Consider the following 24,575-nt stretch of genomic DNA (forward strand, 5'->3'; position numbering starts at 1 on the left):
AAAAAATATGAAAAAGATTTTCGCAGGCCTATTTTTAGCCGGTTCTTTTGCTTTTGCTTCCGCTCAAACAATTTCATTTGATAAAACAACTTTCGACTATGGAACTGTAAAAGTTGGAGCAGATGGACATCGTTTTTTTACCGTTAAAAATACGGGCGATAAGCCTCTTATTATTTCAAAAGTTCAGGCAGCATGTGGATGTACAACCCCAGAATGGAGCCAAGAACCTATTATGCCCGGAAAAACTGCTCAATTAAAAGTAGGTTATAATACAACATTGGTGGGTCCTTTTACTAAAATTATAGAAGTATATTCTAATGATCCGGAAAACAGCAGATCTGTAATCAACATTAAAGGAAACGTTGATGCGAGTGCCCCGGCAGCAGCTGAAGTAAAAGAAACTGCAGCAGTGAAAGCAACTAAAGTTGCTCCAGCTCAAAAAGCCAGAAAAATGGAATCTCTATAGAGATCCTTTTATCACAAAAACCTTAAAATCATTTCAGTATTGAAATGATTTTTTTATTTTAGTAGAAATATTAAAACGATGGATTTAGATTTCACAGATAATTTTATTGTAAAAGGAAAGTTTTCAATGAAAAAGGCCGACACCGAATACCAGGGAAAACTGGAAAAAAGTGAAGGCAATGAGATGCTGAAGAAGGAACAGGAAAAACTTCGTGATTTACAGGAAAAACTGTATGCGGATGGAAGCAAATCTTTACTCATCGTTCTGCAGGCCATGGACGCTGCAGGAAAAGATTCTTTAATTGAGCACGTTTTCGGTGGCGTAAATCCCCAAGGTTGCGAAGTCCACAGTTTTAAAACGCCGAGTGACAGAGAATATTCCCACGATTTCTTGTGGAGACATTATCTCGCTTTACCAGCGAAAGGGAAAATTGGGATTTTTAACCGCAGTCATTATGAAAGCGTATTGGTGTGTAAAGTACATCCCGAATATAATTTAAATGAAAAAGTTTGGGATTCTGTAAAAGATTTCGATGAGGAGTTTTGGGACAACCGCTACGAAAGTATCCGCAACTTCGAGAAACACTTGGCTGATAATGGCACAACCATTATCAAAATATTTCTGAATGTTTCCCGAGAGGAGCAAAAAAAGAGATTTCTGGACCGCATCAACGAGCCTGAAAAAAACTGGAAATTCTCCGTCGGTGACTTGCCCGAACGTGCCTTATGGGACGAATATATGGATGCTTATGAAAAGGCAATTAATGAAACGTCAAAAGATCACGCACCTTGGTATGTGATTCCGGCTGATCATAAATGGTTTGCGCGGGTCTCAGCAATACAGATCATCATTGATGCGCTGGAAAAAATGGATTTAAAATTCCCGACACTCTCCGACACTGCGATGAAAGGATTGGAAGCGGCGAAAGAAGAATTGGAGAAGGACTAGGAATGGTGAATTTTGAATTTTGAATTTTGAATTTTGAATTTTGAATTTTGAATTTTGCCAAAATACAGGAATCCTTTTAAACAATATATAAATCCTCAAAGTCTTTCAAATTAAATTTTGGAAGATTTTTTGGTTTGAGGGTCGTCTGAAAATTATTTTAAAAACCCACAAGAGAAACTATAAGCCGGATTCTGTAAATTGGCCGAAACCAAAATGCCTGTTATTTATCTACGCTTTACATTGCTGCAAAACTTGAGCTGTTTACCCCTCGGTTTTTGGAGCGAGCCACTCCTATCTCAACGAATCGAGAAATCCGATATACTTAACATTGCACCGCAAAGAGTTTACCTGGTTTCACTATAAATTAATATACATACTTTCTGTTGCACTGGTCCTGATCTCACGACCGACGGATGTTATCCGCTTTGCTGCTCTATGGTGTCCGGACTTTCCTACCCCAAACGAATTTGGAATCAACAGGCCGTTTTTCTTGTGGGCCACAAAGATACATAAACTTGAAAATTTAAGCACTTTAATTTTTTGGAAAGAATTTTGCTATGAAGAGAACTTAATTTATTGATATATTTGACTTATGAACTACTACGAAACGATAATGAGTGTCCTGAACAAGTGGTACAGGGGATTTGCAGAAGCAACGCCTAGACTTGCGGTAGGGATCCTGGTCTTCCTTCTTTTTTTAACTCTGAGTACTTTTTTAAGTAAAGTCTCTGTAAAAATATGGCATCGGTTCTTTCCGAAAAGTAAAAACACTTCGATCGTTACTTTAATTAAAGTTTTTAAATTTCTCATCATTTTATCCGGAGCCTTCATTTCTCTGGAAATCATGGGAATGGGCGGCTTTGTTTTAAAGTTTATCGGAAGTCTGGGAGTTGCCGGGGTGATTGCCGGGGTGGCTTTAAAAGATTTGGTTTCCTCTATGTTTTCCGGAGCATTGATCAGTGTAGATAAAGCTTTTGCTGTGGGCGATTACATCACTATTAAAGACGTGTCCGGAACGGTTGAAAGCATCGATTTTCTGACTACTAAAATAATCACCGATGAAGGTAAAAAAGTACACGTTCCAAATCAATTGATTTTCAGTGCGCCCTTCACCAACTATTCTGCTTCGGGACAGCGGAAGGTTTTTCTTGATATCCAAATTTCAAATAATCAGGATCTGGAAAAAGTCAGCGATTTAATTTTGAATGAGATTAAAACTTTTGAATTTGCTGACCATGTTGATGACGCTCAAGTATTTATTCAAAAACAATCATTTGGTATTTTTTATATGCAGGCAAGATTTTTTATGAAAAGCGGGGCCAGCATTAATAAGGTAAAATCCGATGCACTCATCCGTCTAAAAGCCAAATTGGAAAGTGAGGGAATTCTATTGGCGACACAGGCTGATCTTGCTCCTCAGGTTCTGAATAAAGTGGGCGCAGAATAAGATGAGGATTAGTATCATCAAAGTATAAAAGGTATTTCTCCAATCAGATCTAGTTAGAAAATTAGCATGGTGATTGGCCATAATCACAGCGAAATCCTTTTTTTGACTACGAAACAGAAGAAAAAATATAGAATCATTTTACAAGGTAAGGATCAATTTCATGTTAGATTCGGCTCCTGAAAATAAATAAAAAAACCGCCCAATAAATTGAGCGGTTTTTCTTTTATATTATGAAAATCTTAGTGACCTAAAACTTCTTTTACTTTTTTAGCAGCTTCATCCAAAGTAATTACAGAATGAACCGGTAAACCAGAATCATCAATTAATTGTTTTGCTTCTACTGCATTGGTTCCCTGCAATCTCACGATCAATGGAACAGGAAGACTTCCCATCGCTTTGTAAGCATCTACGATCCCTTGAGCAACACGGTCGCAACGTACGATTCCTCCGAAGATGTTAATCAAAATTGCTTTTACATTTGGATCTTTCAAGATAATTCCGAAAGCTTTCTGAACTCTTTCCGCATCAGCCGTACCACCAACATCTAAGAAATTCGCTGGGTTACCCCCAGATAATTTAATGATATCCATAGTTGCCATCGCAAGACCAGCACCGTTTACCATACAGGCAACGTCACCATCCAATTTCACGAAGTTCAAACCAGCTTCTCCAGCTTCAACATCAGTAGGATCTTCTTCTCTTGTATCTCTTAATTCAGCCAAATCTTTGTGACGGAACAAGGCGTTGTCATCTAAAGAAACTTTAGCATCAACAGCGATAATTTTATTGTCAGAAGTTTTTAAAACCGGGTTGATTTCAAAAAGATTTGCATCAATTCCAACATAAGCGTTGTAAAGGTTTCCAATAAATTTTACGAAATCTTTGTGAGCAGCACCTTCTAAACCTAAGTTGAAAGCGATTTTTCTTGCCTGGAAACCTTGCAATCCCACAGCAGGATCTACAACTTCATTATGAATTAAGTGAGGAGTTACTTCTGCAACGTGCTCAATATCCATTCCACCTTCCGTAGAATAAACGATCATATTTTTCCCTTGCGCTCTGTCTAAAAGGATAGAAACATAAAACTCTTTGGTTTCAGTTTCCCCTGGATAATAAACATCTTCAGCCACCAAAACGAAATTTACTTTTTTCCCTTCGGCAGAAGTTTGTGGAGTAACCAACTGCATTCCGATAATGTTTCCAGCATTTTCTTTCAGTTTTTCCATGTTCGGAGAAAACTTAACGCCGCCGCCTTTACCACGTCCACCTGCGTGAACCTGTGCTTTAACAACCCAGCCTTCATTTCCGTTCATTTCTGTTAACTTTTTTGCTGCAGCTTCAGCTTCGTCAACATTATTTGCGATAAAACCTCTTTGGATGTTTACGCCGTATTTTGCCAAAATTTCTTTCGATTGGTACTCGTGAAGATTCATATTATGTAAATTAGATATTTATTTTTTTTTAAGATTTACAAATTTAAGAAAATTTGCATACATACGGACCGCAAATTCTTTTTTTTTAGTTATATACATAAGTTCGAGTTCAGCTTTGGAAAAAGTTCATTTTGGTTGCACGAGTGATTTCCTCCACAGGCACTGTCTCTATTTTTTTTGGCGCACAATTGACTACATTAAAAGGCCTTTTTATTATTTTTATTTGGGCGCACAATTCCGGCTTTCACTACTCGCTTCCCGAGCAAATGCCTCGGGAGAGCTCAAACACGCCGTTCAATCCGGGGCGCGACTTGTTTCTCCTAAGTAGACTTGTCTGTTTTACGTATTCGGCACTCAAAGCAATTTGAATAATTGCAAGATGACCAAGAATCTTTATTTACAGAAAATAACTCTAAATTTGAAAAAAATTGATCTACAAGTAATTTTATACGATGAAATTTACAAAACCGAATAAAAATTGGACAATCGTCTGGTTTATTTTAGCCCTAATTTTCGTGCTTGCTGCTTTGCCTGTTCCACCACAAAAACCCATCAGATATATCGATAGAGAAAGTGGAGAGGTAAAAACTGAAAATGTTTATGGTGAGAAATGGCTCGATTGGCTATATCATAATCCCGTAGGCGAAGCGACTTTATGGACCATTGCAAAACGCAAAATTGTAACTTCCCTGTACGGCGATCAAATGGAAAAGCCAGCCTCTGCCGACAAGATCGTGCCGTTTGTAAAAGAATACGACGTAGATATTACCATTGCTCAGAAACAGAACTTCAAAAGTTTCAACGATTTTTTTATTCGGCAGCTTAAACCGGAAGCAAGACCAATTGTTTCAGATTCATTGGCAGTAGCTTCTCCTGCCGACGGTAAAATCTTAGCCTACGAGAACGTTAGCAGTTCCGATTTTTATATCAAAGGTTTTCGGTTTAATGTTGACTCATTTTTGGACAATACCGAATTAGCTCAAAAATACAAGGACGGCTCGATGATTGTTTTTCGCCTTGCGCCACCCGATTATCACCGCTATCATTTTCCGGTAAGTGGGATGACCTCATCTTCAAATATTAAAATTGATGGTGATTACTTCTCCGTCAATCCTTTGGCTCTTCGTAAAAAAGCGGAAATATTTTGGCTCAATAAACGGGAATACGGCGTCATTCAAACTCCGTTATTCGGCAATGTCGTCATGGTAGAAGTTGGCGCCACAATGGTTGGAAGCATGATTCAAACCTACTCGGGTACGACAGTAAAAAAAGGGCAAGAAAAAGGATATTTCAAATTTGGCGGTTCTACGGTAGTTCTGTTGTTTGAAAAAGATCAAATTAAAATTGATGCTGATTTATTGACCAATACAGCAAACAGCCTAGAAACGACCATAAAAATGGGTGAACAGATTGCGATAAAAAAATAAAAGCCGCCTTATTGCTAAGACGGCTGATAATAATGCAGATTGCAGAATTTAATACATAAACGTCAAACCAGCTCCAAACCCAAACTCACTATCATAGTTTGTGGATATTGAAACCCATTTTTGCACTATATATTTTAGTCCAAAATCAAATTCTTTATCAGAATTGACGGCAAAACTTCCGCGAATTCTTGGAGAGATCGGAATTCCTTCTCTGCCTAATTCCAGGCGTACTTTCCCATTGTGATCAACGTTAGCATCGGCCGTTACCAAAAATGGTAAAATGTACCGAATCCCCGCAATCGCTACGTTTTCATTCTCAGGCATTACATTTTGTCCAAACCAGGTTTTTGCCAGGTCATGCGTTTTCTGAGTTCTGAAACCGACGTAAGGCATTGCCCATTGGTATTTCCCAAGAAAGCGGCCAACTTTTACACTTCCTTCGTAATGATCAAATTTGTAGTTGCTGTGAAATTCATTAACGTTCATCCATCTTGCACCAACCATGGTCATATTTTCAAAATGCAATTTATTAGAAGCAACATCCAACATCGCTTTAGTACTGATCATCTGATTCGTTTTCAAAAATTTTCTGTAAGCTGCTTCTTTATTTGGCAGTTGCGGATTCGGTGCTGAATTTTCATACTCGAAAACTTTTCCCATTCCGCCCATCATGTGGTACAAGATGTGACAATGGAAAAACCAATCGCCATCCTGATTCGCCGCAAACTCGATGGTGTTGGTTTCCATCGGTGCCATATCGACCACATTTTTCAGTGGCGAATATTCCCCTTTGGAATTTATCAAACGAAAATCGTGGCCGTGAAGGTGCATCGGATGACGCATCATCGAATTATTATACAGTGTAATTCTTACGACCTGACCTTTTTTAATTAAAATTTTGTCACTTTCGGCTACCGTTTTATTATCCAAAGTCCACAGGTAGTTTCTCATATTTCCTTCCAAAGTGAAATTTAATTCTTTTACATTGTCATCAGGCAAAACTGTTTTGAAGGGAGATTTGAGCATGTTATAATTTAAGCGTTTAATACTTTTTTGGTCAGTGGAACTTATATCATGCATGCTGTGATCCATTTTATCATCTTTCATTTTCATATCAGAGTTCATGTCCATTTTGCTATGATCCATTTTACTGTGATCTACTTCTTTGTCAGCATCCATTTTCATTTCGCTGTAATCCATTTTGCTGTGATCTCTTTCCTTGGAATCTTTATTCATGTCAGCTTTCATATCCATCGCTCCGTGATCCATCTTGCTGTGATCCATTTCCATGTCTGAAGATTTCTCCTTCATTCCCATCATTTCATTCATATGCTTCATCGTCTGCATCCTTTGACTTTCTGGAATTTCAGGATACATGACTTCATTCATATCCATCATCTGATTCCCCATGGTCATGGTCATCGGTTTCATATCACCACTCATTTCCATCATGCCGTTCATCATTTTCATGCCTTCAAAAAGCATTAATTTTGGCAGATTTGGTGCACCAATTTTTTCTCCATCTCCTAAATATAGCGATGCGTGACCTTGCCTATCTTCCGACGTGGCACGAAATTCAAAACTTTTATTTTCGGGGATAGTCACTACAATATCGTAGGTTTCAGAAACGCCAACAATCAATCGGTCAACCTCCACGGGTTCCACTTCGTTCCCGTCATTGCCAATCACAGTGAATTTTCCGCCACCATAATTTAACCAGAAATAAGACGAAGATCCACCGTTAACAACGCGCAGATGAACTTTATCACCGGCTTTCAGATTTTTATAATCCGAAGAGATTTTACCATTGATGAGAAAATTATTGTAGTAAACATCGCTCACATCCATGGCTTCCATTCGTTTCCATTCATTCAGAAGTTTGGTGCCGAAATGACCGACTTTCGCCGCCTCGGAATAACTTTGAACGGTACCTTTTTTTACTGACCAATAATCTCCCTGATCCATATGCAGACGACGCATAATTTGTTTCGGATTCTCATCCGTCCATTCTCCTAAAAGCACCGGAATATCAGCATCGAATTTTTTGTCGGGCTGACCATCTCTTTTTTGGAAAACCAAAATGCCATTCATTCCAATCTGCTCTTGAGTTCCCTCATGAGAATGGTACCAATAGGTTCCGTTTTGGGAAATACGGAATTTGTAAAGATGCGTTTCACCAGGTTTCACTTCTTTCGTAGTTAAATAGGGAACCCCATCCATTTCATTGGAAAGAATTACGCCGTGCCAGTGAAGACCTGTGTTTTCTTTCAATTGATTATGCAGATAAATTTCTGCCGTGTCGCCTTCTTTAAAATATAAAGTTGGTGCCTGCAATTTTCCATTCGTCGAAATGGCTCTAGCGGGTTTTCCGCTAAAATTAACAAGCGTGTCTTTTACGTAAAGATCATAACGAACTGTTTTACCGCCAAAAGAAATTTTGCCATTGCCATCTTCTTTTGCGGTCTCTTTTTTCTCCACATGCATGGTATGGTCCTGAGAAAACCCCTGAACCGATACGACGAGAAAGAGGAGCGTGCATAATTTGAAAAAGTTGGGTATCTTATTTTTCATTTTCTAATCTTTTTATCATTGTTTTCATTTCTTCTATTTCTTTTCTCTGCGCAGAAATGATGCTTTCTGCTAATTTTTTTACTTCAGGATCTTTAATATCCGCTCTTTCACTTGTTAAAATTGCGATTGAGTGGTGGGGTATCATTCCTTTCATCCAAAAAACATCACCTACGACAGGACTTTGCTCGCGAACCAAACCTAGCGCAGCGAAAAACAAACCTACACTTCCCACTATTATTCCAAGGTTTTTTTGCTTATTCTTGTACATTTTTCGCATAAAAAAGAACATGATCAAAGCCATCGCAGAAATTCCAAGACATACCATATAAAATCTGGTCATGCTGAAATAAACATGATCCAGTTCATAGGTATTGAGATACATGGTAATGTACATCGCTACAAATGAGGCAGCAAGCATTAAAACAAATTTGGTGTACACGTTACTTTTTGAGTGGTCCATTGAATTATCCATTATTTTATTTTTAAATTTTAATGTTTTTCAAACGTAATGAATTGCCGATTACTGATACGGAACTGAAACTCATCGCCAGCGCTGCAATCATGGGTGATAAAAGGATTCCAAAAACTGGAAATAAAACGCCAGCTGCAATTGGGATTCCTAATATATTATAGCCTAAAGCGAAAAATAAGTTCTGTTTGATATTCTTCATCACCGCATCACTTAGGTTTCTTGCTTTTACGATTCCGTGCAAATCGCCTTGTACCAATGTGATCATTGCGCTTTCGATTGCAACATCAGTACCGGTTCCCATGGCGATACCGACATCACTTTTTGCCAGAGCAGGTGCATCATTAATTCCGTCTCCTGCCATTGCTACAATTTTCCCGCTTTGCTGAAGTTTTTCTACTTCCTGCAGTTTATTTTCAGGTAACATTCCGGCTTTAAAATGGACAAGATTGAGTTCTTTTGCAACCGCTTGTGCAGTATCATGATTGTCACCCGTAAGCATGATGACATCAATGCCCTTTTCCATTAATTCTTTAATTGCTTTTGCACTGGTCGGTTTTATTTTGTCACCAATAACGACATATCCGGCAACTTTTCCTTCTACAGATAGGTACGAAACTGTTTTCCCCTGTTTCTGAAAATTCTGGGCTTCAGTTTCCATTTCAGAGGTAATTTCAGCCTGGGCATATTCCATCATCTTGGCATTACCCAAATCGACTTTTTTGCCGTTGACTTTCCCTTCAACACCTTTGCCTGTAACTGCACTGAAATTTTCAGCATTTACAATTTCTATATTTTGTTCTTTTCCATATTTTACGGTAGCATCTGCCAAGGGATGCTCACTCATTTTATTCAAAGAAACAATGAACTGTAAAACTTCTTTTTCTGTAAAGTTATCTCCGAAAACTCCTATTTTTTCAACGGTTGGTTTTCCCTCCGTGATGGTTCCTGTTTTATCGATGATCAAAGTATCTACCTTGTCCATTTTTTCTAAAGCTTCCGCGTTTTTTATCAATACTCCATTTTGAGCACCTTTGCCAACACCGACCATTACAGACATTGGTGTTGCTAATCCTAAAGCACATGGACAGGCAATAATCAGCACTGCAATCGCATTTACAAAAGCATAAACATAAACTGGCTGTGGCCCAAAAACTGCCCAGACTATAAAGGTAATGATCGAAACAAGTACCACGATCGGCACAAAATAACCCGAAACGGTATCGGCTAATTTCTGGATTGGGGCACGACTGCGACTGGCGTTATTCACCATTTCCACAATTTGAGAAAGTAACGTATCTGACCCCACTTTTTCGGCTTTCATTAAAAAGGATTGATTACCGTTGATGGTTCCGCTGCTTACTTGGTCGTCTATTGTTTTGGTTACGGGAATTGGTTCACCTGTGATCATTGATTCATCTACAGAAGTTTCACCCTCTGTAATTGCACCATCGACAGGAATTTTTTCACCCGGTTTTACCCGGAGAATGTCACCGATCACGATCTGTTCGATTGTTACTTCTTCTTCAACTCCGTTTTTAACTCTGATAGCTCTGTTTGGGGCGAGTTTTAATAATTCTTTAACCGCGGAATTTGTTTTACTGTGCGCTCTGGCTTCCAACACTTGTCCTAATAAAACTAAAGTCAAAATCACCGTGGCAGCCTCAAAATAAACGTGAACTGCTCCGGTATGCGATTTAAATTGTTCCGGGAAAATATCGGGAAAAAACATTCCGAAAACACTGAACAGAAAAGCTGCTCCAGCTCCAATTCCAATCAGTGTAAACATATTGAGATTCCACGTCTTGATGCTTTTATAGGCACGTTCAAAAAACATCCAGGTTGCATAAAATACAACTGGAATCGACAAAGCAAACTGGACCCAATTCCAGTGTTTTTGCTCCATCAAATTATAGAGTGGATTGTTTGGAATCATCTCACTCATCGCCATTATAAAAATGGGTAGCGTAAAAGCTGCAGCAATCCATAGTTTGCTTAATAATTTTTTATAGGTTTTCTCTTCGGCGGAAATATCAGGCTGCATCGGCACCAAATCCATCCCACAAATCGGACATGCTCCCGGTTCATCTCTTATAATTTCCGGATGCATCGGACAAGTCCATTGTTCCGAATTGGAGTTGCTTAATTTTTGCTCTTCAACCAAATCCATTCCGCAGACCGGACAATCACCCGCTTTATCGTAGGTTTTCTCACCCTCGCAGTGCATTGGGCAGTAGAAAGTTCCGTTTCCTTTTACTTTCGGTTTTTCTTGTTTCGGTTCAATATGGTGATGTTCACCGGGATTATGAATGGTATATTGATCACCATCTTTTTTCAGAGCTTCCTGAAATTTTTCGAGGGGAATATGAGAACCCATTTCGATGCTTGCTTCTGCTTTTTCTAAATCTACAGAAACGCTTGAAACTCCTTCTATATTAGAGAGTGTTTTTTCTACATGACCCCGACAACCGCCACAAGTCATTCCATGGATATGATAAATGTGTTTCATTGAAAAATGTTTAAATTAATTGCTCGTGAAAGAAATCCTTAAACCCTTCTGACCAACAATGAGAAATTTATATTTCTTTGATTGTTGGACTCAGAAAAGGTTGTTGAAATTTTGAACATGAACTAACTATTCAACTTTACAATAATCTGAAAATCAGTACATGCATCCTTAAAGTAGTTTACTTTATTTCAGATTTCACACTGCCACACGTCAACATGGATTTTCCGTAATAAGGATTTTTGACGGCTTTTTCGGCGCTCAACCAGCTTGCATCTGCCATTGGGCAGTACTGAACAAAAACGGTATCGTCCGCAAGTTTAAAATTTTTCGTGAGTGCAATCATATTTTTAGAAAGACCATTGAATGATTCTCTCTGCGTTTCAATACTTCTGCTATCTGCGATCGTACTTGCTCCTTTTCTCAAGACATCTAGATTGCCTTCCGATAAAACCTTGTAATCAACCATTGAGGCTGATTTAACAAAAGCATTGGCTGCTTTAGAAGCGTCATCAGAATTATCTGAGACCAAGGCTGTTTTAATATTCAGGTAGTTTTGATACAGTTTTGAAATCGAAGCATCGTTCTTTTGAGCCGACAGGTTTAGAATTGAAAATACAGAGAATAGGGTTGTGAAAATTAACTTTTTCATTGTAATAAATTTTAGATTGTTTTAAAATAGAGTAAGTCCAAAAAAATATTTGGACACAGTTGAGCATCATTCTTCAAGTAAAAAACGATGGATCGATTCTAAATTCTAAAATTACAATAAGAAATAAAGAGAGGAAGTTCTGCTTTGTCGGGTGGCGCGTTAACCTGTACAGAAAATTGATTCCGTTCTACAATAGGCATCAAAAACTCCGCGTAGATAACTTCAGGAACAATTGCTACTAAAGGAGCGTTATTTATAAATGAAATATCGGCTTTCTGAGCAACGTCAGTTTTCAAGATCTTAATTTCACTCTTACAACAATCCTTTTCTTTTTTGGTTCCACACAGTTCACATGTTTTAGAGGAAGAAGTGGAAGAAACAAAAATTTGATCCAGACAATAATGCACGTTATAGACCATCCCGGATGAAAATCCGAAATAGAAGAACGTAAACATTATGGCCAGATACTTTTTCAATTGATTGATATTGAGTACAAAAATACAAATTTAGAATTAAAAAAAACTTTAGCAATTATTTATTAATCTTATGAGTATGATATTTAATAATATATCCAAAGCGAATTGATAGAGCAATAATTACACCGAACTAAGGGATTATCTCATGAGATTGAGAGATTAATTGAAATCATCATTCAGCGCTCATGATTTTCGAAATTATCCAGAATATATTTTCTGCCGTAATATTTGAAACCATCAACACCTGTGATAAAAATATAGCGTGGACTGAAATCAATATAAAACAAAAAGAATTAGACCATCCTATGAATCTATTGTACACAGGAACCAAAGATCAAGGTGGAGATTTTTCGGAATAAAATATTCGTCCTCCATTTCTCAACTAACTTTCAGTGGGACAAACATCGTATTACTTTTTGAAAGCAATATAAATGAGGTTCTTGTCTTTCAAAAGTTCTGTTTAATTAAAAACATTAACCGCGAGAATCACGATCGCAACACCAATAACCATGGAAATTTTCCCCAGGAGCTCTATCCGCTTTAGAGTTGCAAGGTCTTGATTTTGATAATTATTCCGGGCTCCGAGGTTGATAAGAATGATCAATACCACCAAAACAACAAATAATACCAGTTTCGCAATTAAAAGTGGCAAGGTCAAAATGACGGGCCAATAGGGAATGATGAGATAGATTCCAGAACCAAGTAGCACAACGGTCCCCACCGTTCCCATAAGACTTAAACCTTTCGTTTGAGTTTTGAATGTCTCGGCTTCGGCTAGTGTTAATTTAGATAAAGTAGGTCCTAAAAACATATGCGCAAAACTGGTTCCTACGCCCATGGCCAAACCAATAAAGTGAAGAATTAACATCGTTTCTTTCATTTCTAAAATTTAATTTTATTTTTTGTAAGTTTAAATAATTTACTAATTAACTTGAATTATTTCTGGGCAGAAATTCGACTTTAATGAATTGAGCGTAAAAAATAAAAGGATCAGTAAAAACTTACCAATCCTTTTATTTAAAAAATCCAAGAGATTACAAATCTCTAAAAATTATTTTACATTGAATTTCCCTTTCATCATAGAATAATGTCCTGGGAATGAACAAAGGAAATCATACGTTCCTTTTTCTGGCGCCTGGAAAGTTATTGTGTCACTTTCTCCACCACCAAGTAGTTTGGTGCGCGCGATAATTTCACTGGTGTCCGTTGGAATATATCCATCTTTCTGATTTTTCGCTGCTTCAGCTTCGAATTTTTCAAGATCAGTCCCATTTTTTAACAGCACGAAGTTGTGTCCCATGGACGCGGCCGGCATTGTTCCGGTGTGGTTTAAAGTAAGAACAACCGTTTGCCCTTCATAAACATCAATTTCTGAAAGATCATACTGCATCTTATCATTGCCATTCAATGTGATCTTGATCGTGTCCTGCTTAGCAGCGTCATCGACATCATTGGTAACAGTCTCAACGGGAGCTTCAGTTACCACTTCATTTTTTTCAGTTTTGTTACAAGAAATTAGAAGCGTACTGCTAATTGCTAATAACGCCAAAACGGATTTGATTTTTGAATATTTCATATTGTAATATTTTTAACAAATATAGCTAATAAATATGAATTAAGCAAGTTCAAATTTGAATAGTACCGAATGAAATCGAGTAAACTGCATTAACAAAAGGTCTATAACTTTTAATTTTCGTAAAATGATTGCCGTAGTTAAGTTAAATCCAACAATGCTATTTTTAATTATCTGGAAGCAATTTACTTATACAGTATTTATTAACAGCAATTTAACTCCAATATTTTTAAAAATAGTATACAAAGAGATTCTAAATTATATTTATTAAAAGTTGAAAATCACCATTCGTTATGCGAGCTGCTTATTTACTTTTAATATAAATTATAAATTCTCTATTGAATTTTTCTCATAAAAAGTAGTTGCGATTCCTGCTAATATGATGACACTGCCAACCATTTGAATCACCGATATTTTTTCATTAAGAAAGATCGCTGCTAAGATTGTAGCAAATATGGCCTGACTCAATAAACTTAAAGAAACTCTCGTTGCACGCATGTTTTGGGTTGAATAACTGATCAGCAACCACGCGATCAACTGGCAAACAATCCCTTGAATCAAAAGAGAAACCCAAGCCACATTACTGAAGCCGAAAAATTGTTCTCCGAAAACCACATTGATAATGAAAAGAAACAGAGTACTGAAAATCATACTATAGGTAATGAATGTGATGACTTCCAATTTTTCCAAAACAGTTTTACTGACCAAAATATAAAGCGCATAAAGTACACCAGATAAAATCCCGAGGAAAAACGCAAAGTCCAGTTGTAAGTTTAGAATCGTATCAACTCCAACAAAAACAGTCATGCCAATCAGTGCGATAACCGTTCCGAGCCAAAAGCTTCTTCGTGGTCGAAAATTCAGAAAGATCAAAGAAAAAACACCGACCCAAATAGGAGAAAGATTCGTAAGCAATGTCGCCTGTGTTGCCGTAGAATTCTGAATCGAAATATTCCAGACCGCAATATCAGACGCAAACAAAATACCACAAACCATAATCGGCAAGAGCATTTTTATACTTTCTAACTTCAGTTTCTTCGTGTAAAGTGCAAAAGGCAAAATAATCGCCGTCGCAATGGCCATTCTATAAAACGCAGAAATTAATCCGGAGGTTAAATTCATCCTCACGATCACGGGAAAAATAGAAATGCACAAAATCCCGATAAAGAGGGCGATTCTAGGCTTTGTCATTTTTTAAAATTTTCTACCGACTTCTTTGCAGATCTCCAAATATTCAGCGGGCATTTTAGAAAAAGTGCCGTTCTCATAATATTCGTCGGAATGTGGAATGTAAATGCTGTACTTTCTTCCAATGGGAATAATAGGGATGAAGAACAAGGTGATAAAGTTTCTAAAAACTTTAATTTCAGCATTCACTAAAAAACCATTTTTATTGATTTTACGGGTCTCCTGACCGATTAATTTTTTAGTGTTTCCCGCAATGAAAAGCATTACAACTTATTTTTAGCAAAATAAAAAATAAGCATTGCCCAGGAAATGATCATCATCAATCCACCCAATGGAGTAACGGGACCAATTACTTTTGACGGGATTGCCGCGACTTCACTAAAAGCCAGCAGATAAATACTTACGGAGAAAATAAAAGTTCCGGCGATCATTAATATAGAAATCCATTTTTCTGAGGGCGATTCAAATTTTAAAATATACCCCACGATCAGCAGAAAAAGCGCCGAGTACATTTGGTATTTTACCCCAGTTTCAAAACTTGCGAGTTTGTCTACAGAAATAATTTTCTTTAAAGCATGCGCCCCAAAAGCACCTAAAATAACGGCGACTAAGCCGTAAACTGCCCCAATAATTAGCGTAAATGTTTTCATATTATAATTCTCCTAATTGATATTTAATAAATAATTGGCCGATAATGGCTAAAACTCCGATGGAGACAAACATCCACCAAAATTTCTTTGTTCTTGAAAATCCGGGATCTTTGGTCACTTTAAGAAAAACACCAAAAATTAAAATTAACAGTCCTAAAAAGATTTGAAACATCCTATTTATTTCTCATTTTGTTAAACTCCTCAATCACTTCATGATGCGTTACTGTTTTATCTTTAAAATAAGACACAAAGTGATTTTTCTCTTCTTCGGTCGCCCCTAACTGATTCAGAATATTGAATAAATGCATTTTCATATGACCTTTCTGAATTCCGGTGGTAACTAAGGAACGCAATGCGCCAAAATTTTGCGCCAAGCCGGAAACCGCCAAAATACTCATAAGTTCCTGCGCAGAAGGTTTTCCTAACAAAGCCAACGAAAACTTCACCAAAGGATGAAGATTGGTTAAACCTCCCACAACTCCAACGGAAATTGGCAGATCGATCCAGAATCTAAAAATTCCGTTATCAATCGTACAATGCGTTAAGCTCGTATATTTTCCATCTTTCGCTGCGTAAGCGTGTGCGCAAGCTTCAGTAGCACGGAAATCATTTCCGGTTGCAATTACAACGGCGTCAACACCGTTCATAATTCCTTTATTATGCGTAGTTGCACGGTAAGGTTCAATTTCGGCAATGGTAACGGCGCGTTTGAATTTGGTCGCAAATTCCTCATTTGAAATTCCGCTGTCGTCTTTTAAATCTTCAATTTTACAGGAAACTTCCGCTCGAACGATACAGTCGGGTGTAAAGTTGGAGAGAATATTCATCACAATTTGCAAAGAATCCTTCTCTTCCCGAGTGAAACTTTCTTCTTTTTCAACTTCTTCTTTTAAAGTTTTACCAAATTGCTCCAAACAGGAGTTAATAAAGTTCGCTCCCATTGAATCTACTGTATCGAAACTTGCCTTCAGTTGAAAATAATTTTCTAATTCGGCCGATTTGTCGATCAAATGGATGTTCAGAATTCCACCACCGCGATTACGCATATTTTTGGTAATATCTTCCGTGGCCTCAAATAACCTTTTCTTTAATTTAAAGTTAAAGAAATGCAAGATTTTATGAGGTTCCACATTAAAGATAAAATGCGTGTGTCCTAGTTTTTTGGTGTTAATAATGGTGGTTTTGAAACCGCCTTTGTCAATCCAGAATTTCGCAGCTTTTGAAGCTGCTGCAACGACCGAACTCTCTTCTACGGCCATTGGTAAAGCCAGCAATTTTCCGTCGATGAGAAAATTGGGTGCAATTCCATAAGGCATATAAAAGTTGGAAATGGTATTTTCCGAAAATTCTTCGTGTAATTTTTGCAGGGTTTCATCGCCGTTCCAATATTGCTGAAGAACTTGCTCGTAACTGCGGTCTTCACTCAGATATTCTTTGATGAGCCAATCGATTTTTCTTTGTTTTGAAAGCTTAGAAAAACCTTCAACAAGACTGTGATTCATAGAAACAAAATTTGAAATGTAAAGATAGCAAATTCGGTGGGATGTTTCATGTTGATTATCATTTCTAAAAATCAAAAAATCACCGAGAATTTGGTGATTTCTAAAATATTTTTGTAGCCAAAAACTAATGACGTTTTGCACAAAAAGATTCTTAATTGATTATGATTTGTCCGTTTGCATCATAATTAAAAGTCCATTCTTGCGTCTTTGTCGAGATTATTTCATCAAATCTATACACTTCTTCCCTGTAACTTCTAAAATTATTTTTGGAAAGTGAGCGGTAAAAATATTCATCCAAAAGTGTAAATCTTTTGAACGGATTGCCCGAATTATCATAATTTTCAAACTGTCGAATGCGTTTGTTTTCCGTTTTAACCCCATCATGAAGTTCAAAGTATTCTGTTCTCGTTAAATTTCCTGTAGCATCATAATAAAATCTTTCAGAATAAGTTTCGATATAATCATTGGGATCAGTTGGCTCATATAGTGCATTGGGAAAAGTGGTCTTTATTTCGTCTAAAAGACCATTTTTATAAGAGTAAAATTCTTTTTTATAACTATAAGAACTAAACCTATCTGGAACTTCTTTTTCCGCAATCAAATTCGAAGAATTTAAAGTAAAATACTTACTATTTTTTGGGACGGTAAATTCTTTGGAATTATAAAAATCTTCTACGGTTACCTTATCATTATTATAAAGGAGTGACGTATATATTTTATCAGTAAATGCTGCATTAAAACCTGTTGATCCGGAAATTGAAAGAAATCCTCCGTTTTTTTTCGTCACTCTTTTTTGGCTGTCATATTCGAACATAAAATTAACTTCAGCTAAATTTTGTATCCGCAAATCTGGGTAAAGAATGCCGGTTTTAACTTTACTAGTTAATATTTCATTCTTTACCATTTTTTCGGGTTCTGCGTCTCTACTGCAAGAAATCATTAATATCGAAAAAAGAAGAAGCTGAAAAAGGTATTTTATTTTCATAGAAAGTATTTTTCTAAAAATCAAATATAATATTTTCTGCGACTCCAACTTCACATGAAATATTCAAGTTTTATGGATAATAAAAAACTGTATCTCGGTTTAGAACCTTGACACCGTAAGATGTTTAGCGTTAGATATTGAGCCTTATATGCTAAATATAAGATTTTAGTTATATTTAACCCATGAGAAAAATATCATTTCTATGTGCCGTTTTCTTTCTTTTCAGTTGTGAGAAAACACCGGATTCTTCATCGGAAATTGTTGATGGAGACCTTAGTGAAGTGACACAAACTGCATCTTCTTTGAAAATAAATAAAGACAAAAACACCATTAGAGAACGCTTTCCCGCACCTGATGATTACCATTGGACTGAAGAAGATCCCAATTCTTTCGGATCCTATATTGAAAATTTCCGGCTTCAAAAATATGGTGCTCCTATTTTGAAATACGATGGAACACCGATTTCAACTCAAGATCTTCACGAAGCTATTTTCGATATCGATACGGGAACCAAAGACTTGCAACAGTGTGCGGATGCAATCATTCGATTGCGGGCAGAATATTTATTTAAAAACAAAAGATTCGATGATATTCAATTTCATTTTACGAGTGGTGATTTAATGACTTGGAACAATTATAAAAATGGAACCCGCGCCTTTGTTAATGGAAATTCGGTGCAATTCAGAAAGACGGAGAATTTTGATGACTCAAAAGAAAATTTTAGAAAATATCTGGATTTAATTTTCAATTATGCCGGCACGATTTCTTTAAATAAAGAAACAAAACCCGTTTTGAAAACAAACGATTTGAAGACGGGAGATATTTTGATCACCGCTGGAAGTCCGGGACATATTGTCTTTATTTCCGGCGTGGCTGAAAATCAAAAAGGAGACAAATTATTTCTTTTATCTGAAGGTTTTACACCCGCACAATCAATTCATTTGTTAAAAAATCCTTTTGATAAAGAAATTTCACCTTGGTATAAGTTGGATGTGAATTCGCCTGAAACTAAAACAGCGCGGTATTTTTTTGAGCCGAGCAATTTTAGAAGTTTTTAAGCCATTAGCAATCCTACAAAAAAAACCGTGTCAAGATTTTGAGCCTTGACACGGTTACATAAGAATATTTTTTAATTAATTTTCGGTTACGCTTCTAACTGCGTTCCCAAATATTCCCATTCCTGCAATGCCAGATCTAAATCTGCTTTCTTTGTATTGTAAACTTCTAAAGTTTCTGCGGAGGGATTTTCGGTGGTAAAAGAAGCTTCCATTTCCTCAATTTTCTGCTCGAGGTCAGAAATCCTTTCTTCTACTTTCTTTATTTTATTCTGAATATTTTTCTGGTCTTTAGAAACCATCACCACTTTTTTCTCAACAGGTTTTTCCACCACCTTTACCGGTGCCGGTTCGTTTCGCAATTCCTGCAATTTCGATTTTTCGGCAGAAATTTCACGAATGCTTTCTTTCTGACGGAATTCTAAGTACTCATTAACATCACCGAGAAATTCTTTCATTCTTCCATCTCGGAATTCGAAAATCTTATCACTCAAACCTTGTAAAAATTCCCGGTCGTGAGAAATTACGATTAACGTTCCTTCAAATTTTTGTAAAGCCAGTTTGATAATTTCTTTCGACTGAATATCCAGGTGATTCGTCGGCTCATCCATAATCAAGGTATTGAAAGGACGCAGCAACAATTTACACAAAGCCAAACGGTTACGTTCCCCTCCGGAGAGCACTTTTGTTTTTTTGGTTACATCATCCCCCTGAAAAAGGAAACTTCCCAGCAAATCCCGAACTCTGGGACGTGTTTCTTCCGTCGCCGCATCTTCGGCTTCTTCTAAAACGGTTTTGTTTGGTGTTAGAACCTCCTCCTGATTCTGAGCAAAATAACCAATGTTTACATTGTGTCCCAGATTCCATTCTCCGGTATAATCTTTAATTTCACCTGATAATATTTTCGCCAAGGTAGTTTTACCCTGACCATTCTGACCCAGCAAAGCGATTCTCTGTCCGCGTTCAATAAAGAAATCGACCTTATCAAAGATCTGCTTGTTGCCGTACGCTTTTCCTAAATTTTTAGCTTCGAAAATTACTTTCCCCGGAGTTATGGCCGGTTGAAAGCGAATATTAAATTTGGAAACATCATCTGTATCCACTTCAATTCTTTCCAGTTTATCTAATTTCTTGATCAACGATTGCGCGAATGATGATTTAGTTGCAGAAGCACGGAAACGGTTGATGTTATCTTCCATCTGCTTAATTTCGACATCCTGATTTTTCTTGGCTTGAATTTGCTTTTCCTTACGCTCTTTACTGAGCTCTAAATATTTGGTATAGTTGGCTTTGTAGTCGTCAACCTTTTTATTATTAATGTCAAAAGTTCTGTTACAAACTGAGGTCATAAACTGTTTGTCGTGACTCACCAATACGATGGCGCCTGGATAATCTTTCAAGAAAGCTTCAAGCCAGATAATCGATTCCATATCCAGGTGATTGGTTGGCTCATCGAGTAACATTAAATCATTTTTTTGCAAAAGCAGTTTCGCCAATTCAATTCTCATTCTCCAACCTCCAGAAAATTCATCGGTGATTTTATGGAAATCATCTGCCTTAAAACCCAGACCCAATAATACTTTTTCCACATCACCTTCCAAATTGTAGGCATCGTGGTGCATTAACAAATCATTCAGTTCGGTCATTCTATGAATTAAATTTTCATAGTAATCACTTTCATAATCTGTTCTGGTAAGCATTTGATGATTTACGTCTTCGAGTTCGTTTTTCATCGCATTGATGGCTTCGAATGCCTGAAGTGTTTCGTCCCACACGGTACGACCTTTTACAAAATCTAAATCCTGTTTTAGAAATCCAATTGTCACGGCTCCTTCCTGAACAATACTACCTTCGTAAAAGTTAATTTCGCCCGTAAGCATCTTTAACAAAGTAGATTTACCTGCTCCATTTTTACCGACCAACCCAATTTTATCATCTTTTTTGATGGTGAAGTTGACGTTTTGAAAAAGGTAATTTCCAGAATGATGAAGACCTAAATTTTGAACCGAAATCATATTGATGAATGCTAATTAATGAGTGAATTTTCGAGGTGCAAAAGTAGTGAAACTAATTGAATTACAGACCAAGTTGTAAACTCAGTTCCTCTAATTTGAAAAGGAATAATTATTTTTTAAGATCACGCTAGGGGCAAAATGTAAAAATAAAACACCCTTTTTGAATTTTTAATCCTTTTAGCGCTGAGGAAAGTAGTTCTGAAGACTTTTAATTCTTCTAATTTCCTTATCAAAATATTTGGAAAAGAATTAATAAAAAAGAATCCACCGATGAAAGTGGATTCTAAAAACACAAATGATGAAAAAAAATTTATTCTTTACTTGTTATAAGCATAAGAACAATGCAAATATTAGCTATTTTTTTCACATGGCAAAATATTTAGAATAGAAATTGCCTAACTGATTAATTATTTTTTAATAATTACATAATAAAAATCCGCTAAAATGCTTAGCGGATCGGTATAAATTGCAATGCCTTGCATAAATTATTTGATCTTTAAGTAATATCAAAAATAAGACATAGAAGCAGTTACCTTTTAAAATTACTCTGCTGGTCGAAAAACCAAACCACTTTCATCGAAGTAATCCAGTATAATTCGGTCTCCATCGTTTACATGTCCGGCAAGAATTTCTTTCGATAATTTATTTAAAACTTCCTGCTGCAAGACTCTTTTTAATGGTCTTGCTCCAAAACTTGGATCGTAACCCTTTTCGGTGATATAAGCAATTGCATCTTCGGTCGCCGTCATGATAATGCCACGTTTTTCCAACATCTGATTGAAACCGCGTAACTGGTAATGTACGATTTTACCAATTTCTTTCTTGCTTAAAGGCTGGAAGAGAACCGTTTCGTCAATTCTATTTAAAAATTCCGGTCTTAAGGTCTGTTTCAATAAAGTGAAAACTTCTTCCTTCGTTTTCTCAACGATTTCCACAACATTATCATCGGTAATATTTTCAAAATTCTCCTGAATAATGTGCGATCCTAAATTAGACGTCATTATGATAATGGAGTTTTTAAAATTCACCACCCGACCTTTATTATCCGTCAAACGACCGTCATCTAAAACCTGAAGTAAAGTGTTGAAAACATCAGGATGCGCTTTTTCAATTTCATCTAGAAGCACGACAGAATAAGGTCTTCTTCGAACTGCCTCCGTTAATTGTCCACCTTCATCATAACCCACATATCCCGGAGGAGCACCAACCAATCGCGACACCGAATGTCTTTCCTGGTATTCACTCATGTCGATTCTCGTCATATTATTTTCATCATCAAAGAGGAATTCTGCGAGTGCTTTTGCCAATTCCGTTTTCCCAACTCCGGTTGTCCCGAGGAATAGAAAACTTCCGATTGGTTTCTTTTCGTCATTTAATCCGGCGCGATTTCTTCTGATGGCATCTGCAACGGATTCTATGGCTTCTTCCTGACCAACTACCCTTTTGTGCAGCTCATCTTCCAGATGCAATAATTTTTCTCGTTCAGACTGAATTAATTTGGTGACAGGAATTCCGGTCCATTTTGAAATGACTTCCGCGATATCTTCAGCAGTAACCTCTTCTTTAATCAACTCATTTTCACTATTCTGCATTTCAAGCTCCAGCTTTTGAAGTTCTTCTTCTTTTTCCCGAAGTTTTCCGTACTGAATTTCAGCAACTTTTGCATAATCACCCACTCTGGAAGCTCTTTCAGCTTCTAATTTTAAAGCTTCAATTTCTTTTTTAATACGGGTAAGATCTTCAGATTTTTGTTTTTCTTTGAGCCATTTGGCGTTGATTTCGTTGCGCTGTTCAGAAACCCTTGCGATATCTTCTTTCAAGTGATTGATTTTAATCTCATTGCCTTCCCGTGAAATCGCGGCCAGTTCAATTTCCAGCTGCATGAGTTTACGGTCCAAAACATCGAGTTCTTCGGGTTTTGAATTAATTTCCATTCTAAGTTTTGCAGACGCTTCATCAATCAAATCAATCGCCTTATCCGGCAAAAACCGGTCGGAAATATAGCGCTGAGACATTTCTACGGCAGCAATAATGGCTTCATCTTTAATTCTGACTTTGTGGTGCGCCTCATATTTATCTTTAATACCACGCAGAATCGAAATGGCCGATTCGGTATCAGGCTCCTCCACCATCACTTTCTGGAATCGTCTTTCAAGTGCTTTATCTTTCTCGAAATATTTTTGGTATTCATTTAAAGTCGTGGCACCAATTGCACGAAGTTCACCTCTTGCCAACGCTGGTTTCAGAATATTTGCAGCATCCATCGCACCTTCACCGCCGCCAGCTCCTACCAAGGTGTGTATTTCATCAATAAACAAAATAATCTGTCCATCGGAGTTAGTAACTTCGTTAATGACTGATTTCAGCCTTTCTTCGAACTCACCTTTATATTTTGCACCAGCGATCAGAGCTCCCATATCCAGGGAATAAAGCGTTTTATCCATGAGATTTTCAGGAATATCGCCAGAAATAATTCGGTGCGCAATCCCTTCCGCAATAGCAGTTTTACCTACGCCTGGTTCCCCAATTAAGATTGGATTGTTCTTGGTTCTTCTTGAAAGAATCTGCAAAACACGACGGATCTCCTCATCACGACCGATGACGGGATCGAGTTTTCCTTCTGCAGCCAGTTCATTGAAGTTTTTTGCATACTTATTTAAGCTTTGATAGGTTTCTTCTGAACTTGCAGAGGTGGCTTTTGAACCTTTTCGCAGTTCTTTAATCGCCATTTCCAGTCCATTTTTAGTAACGCCCATATCTTTGAGCATTTTTGAAACATCGGAATTTACGTCGAGAAGTGAAAGCCAGAGATGCTCAATGGTAACAAATTCATCGCCCATTTTCTTCGCTACATTTGGAGCATCAAGCAAAACTTTGTTTGCAGATTGTGAAAGATAAATATTTCCGCCTTCCACTTTCGGCAGTTTCTGGATATTCTCGCGGTTTCTTTCTCTGACTAAAGTTAATTCAGCTTCCGATTTCTTCAATAAAAATTCAGAAATATTTTCATCTACCTGAAATATTCCCTCAAGCAAATGTTGAGGCTCGATACTCTGATTGCCAAATTCCATAGCGATTTGTTGCGCTTTCTGGATGGCTTCTTGAGATTTTACGGTGTATTGGTTTAAATTCATATCAATAAGTTTTTTTTAGGTTTCAGAAACAGTAAGAATCCCTACAAAGATACGAATTCCTACTCTTACTGTCAATCA

Annotated in this window: 22 protein-coding genes and 1 other RNA gene; 6 read left to right on the top strand and 17 right to left on the bottom strand. The window is 37.1% G+C overall.

What is annotated here, in order from left to right; all coding sequences use genetic code 11:
• Positions 1-7 precede the first annotated feature (7 nt).
• Positions 8-466 carry a DUF1573 domain-containing protein gene (locus EIB73_RS08850; protein ID WP_125024600.1) on the top strand — a complete coding sequence of 153 codons (459 nt, stop codon included), beginning with the start codon at positions 8-10 and terminating at the stop codon, positions 464-466.
• Positions 467-544: 78 nt separating this feature from the next.
• Complete coding sequence (locus tag EIB73_RS08855) at positions 545-1,414, top strand: polyphosphate kinase 2 family protein (RefSeq protein ID WP_125024602.1); 870 nt, start codon at positions 545-547, stop codon at positions 1,412-1,414.
• 164 nt (positions 1,415-1,578) lie between these two features.
• Here EIB73_RS08855 and rnpB read toward each other — a convergent pair.
• Positions 1,579-1,907, bottom strand: an RNA gene (gene rnpB, locus EIB73_RS08860) — RNase P RNA component class A.
• Between the two features lie 99 nt (positions 1,908-2,006).
• Here rnpB and EIB73_RS08865 point away from each other — a divergent pair.
• The gene (locus EIB73_RS08865; protein ID WP_125024604.1) at positions 2,007-2,861 is read left to right on the top strand and encodes a mechanosensitive ion channel family protein; all 855 of its coding nucleotides are present in this window, start codon (positions 2,007-2,009) and stop codon (positions 2,859-2,861) included.
• Between the two features lie 239 nt (positions 2,862-3,100).
• Here the strand turns inward: EIB73_RS08865 and sucC are convergent, their stop codons facing one another.
• On the bottom strand, positions 3,101-4,294 hold the full coding sequence (sucC, locus tag EIB73_RS08870; RefSeq protein ID WP_125024606.1) for an ADP-forming succinate--CoA ligase subunit beta: 1,194 nt from the start codon (positions 4,292-4,294) through the stop codon (positions 3,101-3,103).
• A 452-nt stretch (positions 4,295-4,746) separates the two neighbouring features.
• Here sucC and EIB73_RS08875 point away from each other — a divergent pair, with 452 nt between their 5' ends.
• Positions 4,747-5,721: a phosphatidylserine decarboxylase gene (locus EIB73_RS08875; protein ID WP_125024608.1), complete on the top strand. Its 975-nt coding sequence runs from the start codon at positions 4,747-4,749 to the stop codon at positions 5,719-5,721.
• Positions 5,722-5,769: 48 nt separating this feature from the next.
• On the opposite strand, the gene EIB73_RS08880 is transcribed toward EIB73_RS08875, so the two are convergent.
• From EIB73_RS08880 to EIB73_RS08900, 5 genes are all read right to left on the bottom strand, one after another.
• Positions 5,770-8,205: a multicopper oxidase domain-containing protein gene (locus tag EIB73_RS08880; RefSeq protein ID WP_380219202.1), complete on the bottom strand. Its 2,436-nt coding sequence runs from the start codon at positions 8,203-8,205 to the stop codon at positions 5,770-5,772.
• A gap of 76 nt (positions 8,206-8,281) precedes the next feature.
• Positions 8,282-8,764 (bottom strand): DUF305 domain-containing protein, encoded by a 483-nt coding sequence (locus EIB73_RS08885; protein ID WP_125024611.1) that lies wholly within the window; start codon positions 8,762-8,764, stop codon positions 8,282-8,284.
• A gap of 10 nt (positions 8,765-8,774) precedes the next feature.
• Positions 8,775-11,270 carry a heavy metal translocating P-type ATPase gene (locus EIB73_RS08890; protein WP_125024613.1) on the bottom strand — a complete coding sequence of 832 codons (2,496 nt, stop codon included), beginning with the start codon at positions 11,268-11,270 and terminating at the stop codon, positions 8,775-8,777.
• A 178-nt stretch (positions 11,271-11,448) separates the two neighbouring features.
• Positions 11,449-11,919 (bottom strand): DUF3347 domain-containing protein, encoded by a 471-nt coding sequence (locus tag EIB73_RS08895; RefSeq protein WP_125024615.1) that lies wholly within the window; start codon positions 11,917-11,919, stop codon positions 11,449-11,451.
• Positions 11,920-12,017: 98 nt separating this feature from the next.
• Positions 12,018-12,395: an HYC_CC_PP family protein gene (locus EIB73_RS08900; protein WP_125024617.1), complete on the bottom strand. Its 378-nt coding sequence runs from the start codon at positions 12,393-12,395 to the stop codon at positions 12,018-12,020.
• Positions 12,396-12,580: 185 nt separating this feature from the next.
• Between EIB73_RS08900 and EIB73_RS15040 the strand changes: the two genes are divergently transcribed.
• Positions 12,581-12,754 carry a hypothetical protein gene (locus EIB73_RS15040; protein ID WP_164467874.1) on the top strand — a complete coding sequence of 58 codons (174 nt, stop codon included), beginning with the start codon at positions 12,581-12,583 and terminating at the stop codon, positions 12,752-12,754.
• Between the two features lie 101 nt (positions 12,755-12,855).
• Here EIB73_RS15040 and EIB73_RS08905 read toward each other — a convergent pair whose 3' ends face one another.
• From EIB73_RS08905 to EIB73_RS08935, 8 genes are all read right to left on the bottom strand, one after another.
• Positions 12,856-13,275: a hypothetical protein gene (locus tag EIB73_RS08905; RefSeq protein WP_125024618.1), complete on the bottom strand. Its 420-nt coding sequence runs from the start codon at positions 13,273-13,275 to the stop codon at positions 12,856-12,858.
• Positions 13,276-13,446: 171 nt separating this feature from the next.
• The gene (azu, locus tag EIB73_RS08910; protein WP_125024620.1) at positions 13,447-13,971 is read right to left on the bottom strand and encodes an azurin; all 525 of its coding nucleotides are present in this window, start codon (positions 13,969-13,971) and stop codon (positions 13,447-13,449) included.
• A gap of 321 nt (positions 13,972-14,292) precedes the next feature.
• The gene (locus tag EIB73_RS08915; protein ID WP_125024622.1) at positions 14,293-15,159 is read right to left on the bottom strand and encodes a DMT family transporter; all 867 of its coding nucleotides are present in this window, start codon (positions 15,157-15,159) and stop codon (positions 14,293-14,295) included.
• Between the two features lie 3 nt (positions 15,160-15,162).
• Positions 15,163-15,420: a zinc ribbon domain-containing protein gene (locus tag EIB73_RS08920; protein ID WP_125024624.1), complete on the bottom strand. Its 258-nt coding sequence runs from the start codon at positions 15,418-15,420 to the stop codon at positions 15,163-15,165.
• Positions 15,420-15,806, bottom strand: a complete 387-nt coding sequence (locus tag EIB73_RS08925) for a DUF423 domain-containing protein (protein ID WP_125024626.1) — start codon at positions 15,804-15,806, stop codon at positions 15,420-15,422. The genes EIB73_RS08920 and EIB73_RS08925 overlap by 1 nt, the downstream gene beginning before the upstream one ends.
• 1 nt (position 15,807) lies before the next feature.
• Positions 15,808-15,978, bottom strand: a complete 171-nt coding sequence (locus tag EIB73_RS15045) for a hypothetical protein (protein ID WP_164467875.1) — start codon at positions 15,976-15,978, stop codon at positions 15,808-15,810.
• A gap of 1 nt (position 15,979) precedes the next feature.
• Complete coding sequence (locus EIB73_RS08930; protein WP_125024628.1) at positions 15,980-17,308, bottom strand: hydroxymethylglutaryl-CoA reductase, degradative; 1,329 nt, start codon at positions 17,306-17,308, stop codon at positions 15,980-15,982.
• A gap of 151 nt (positions 17,309-17,459) precedes the next feature.
• Positions 17,460-18,293 (bottom strand): hypothetical protein, encoded by an 834-nt coding sequence (locus tag EIB73_RS08935; RefSeq protein WP_125024630.1) that lies wholly within the window; start codon positions 18,291-18,293, stop codon positions 17,460-17,462.
• A gap of 182 nt (positions 18,294-18,475) precedes the next feature.
• Here EIB73_RS08935 and EIB73_RS08940 point away from each other — a divergent pair, with 182 nt between their 5' ends.
• On the top strand, positions 18,476-19,351 hold the full coding sequence (locus EIB73_RS08940) for a DUF4846 domain-containing protein (protein ID WP_125024632.1): 876 nt from the start codon (positions 18,476-18,478) through the stop codon (positions 19,349-19,351).
• A gap of 86 nt (positions 19,352-19,437) precedes the next feature.
• Here the strand turns inward: EIB73_RS08940 and EIB73_RS08945 are convergent, their stop codons facing one another.
• Both EIB73_RS08945 and clpB read right to left on the bottom strand, forming a co-directional pair.
• Positions 19,438-21,363, bottom strand: a complete 1,926-nt coding sequence (locus tag EIB73_RS08945) for an ABC-F family ATP-binding cassette domain-containing protein (protein WP_125024634.1) — start codon at positions 21,361-21,363, stop codon at positions 19,438-19,440.
• A 542-nt stretch (positions 21,364-21,905) separates the two neighbouring features.
• Positions 21,906-24,497: an ATP-dependent chaperone ClpB gene (clpB, locus tag EIB73_RS08950; RefSeq protein WP_125024636.1), complete on the bottom strand. Its 2,592-nt coding sequence runs from the start codon at positions 24,495-24,497 to the stop codon at positions 21,906-21,908.
• Between the last annotated feature and the right edge of the window lie 78 nt (positions 24,498-24,575).

This window comes from Kaistella carnis (assembly GCF_003860585.1).
GTDB classification, from domain to species: Bacteria; Bacteroidota; Bacteroidia; order Flavobacteriales; family Weeksellaceae; genus Kaistella; species Kaistella carnis.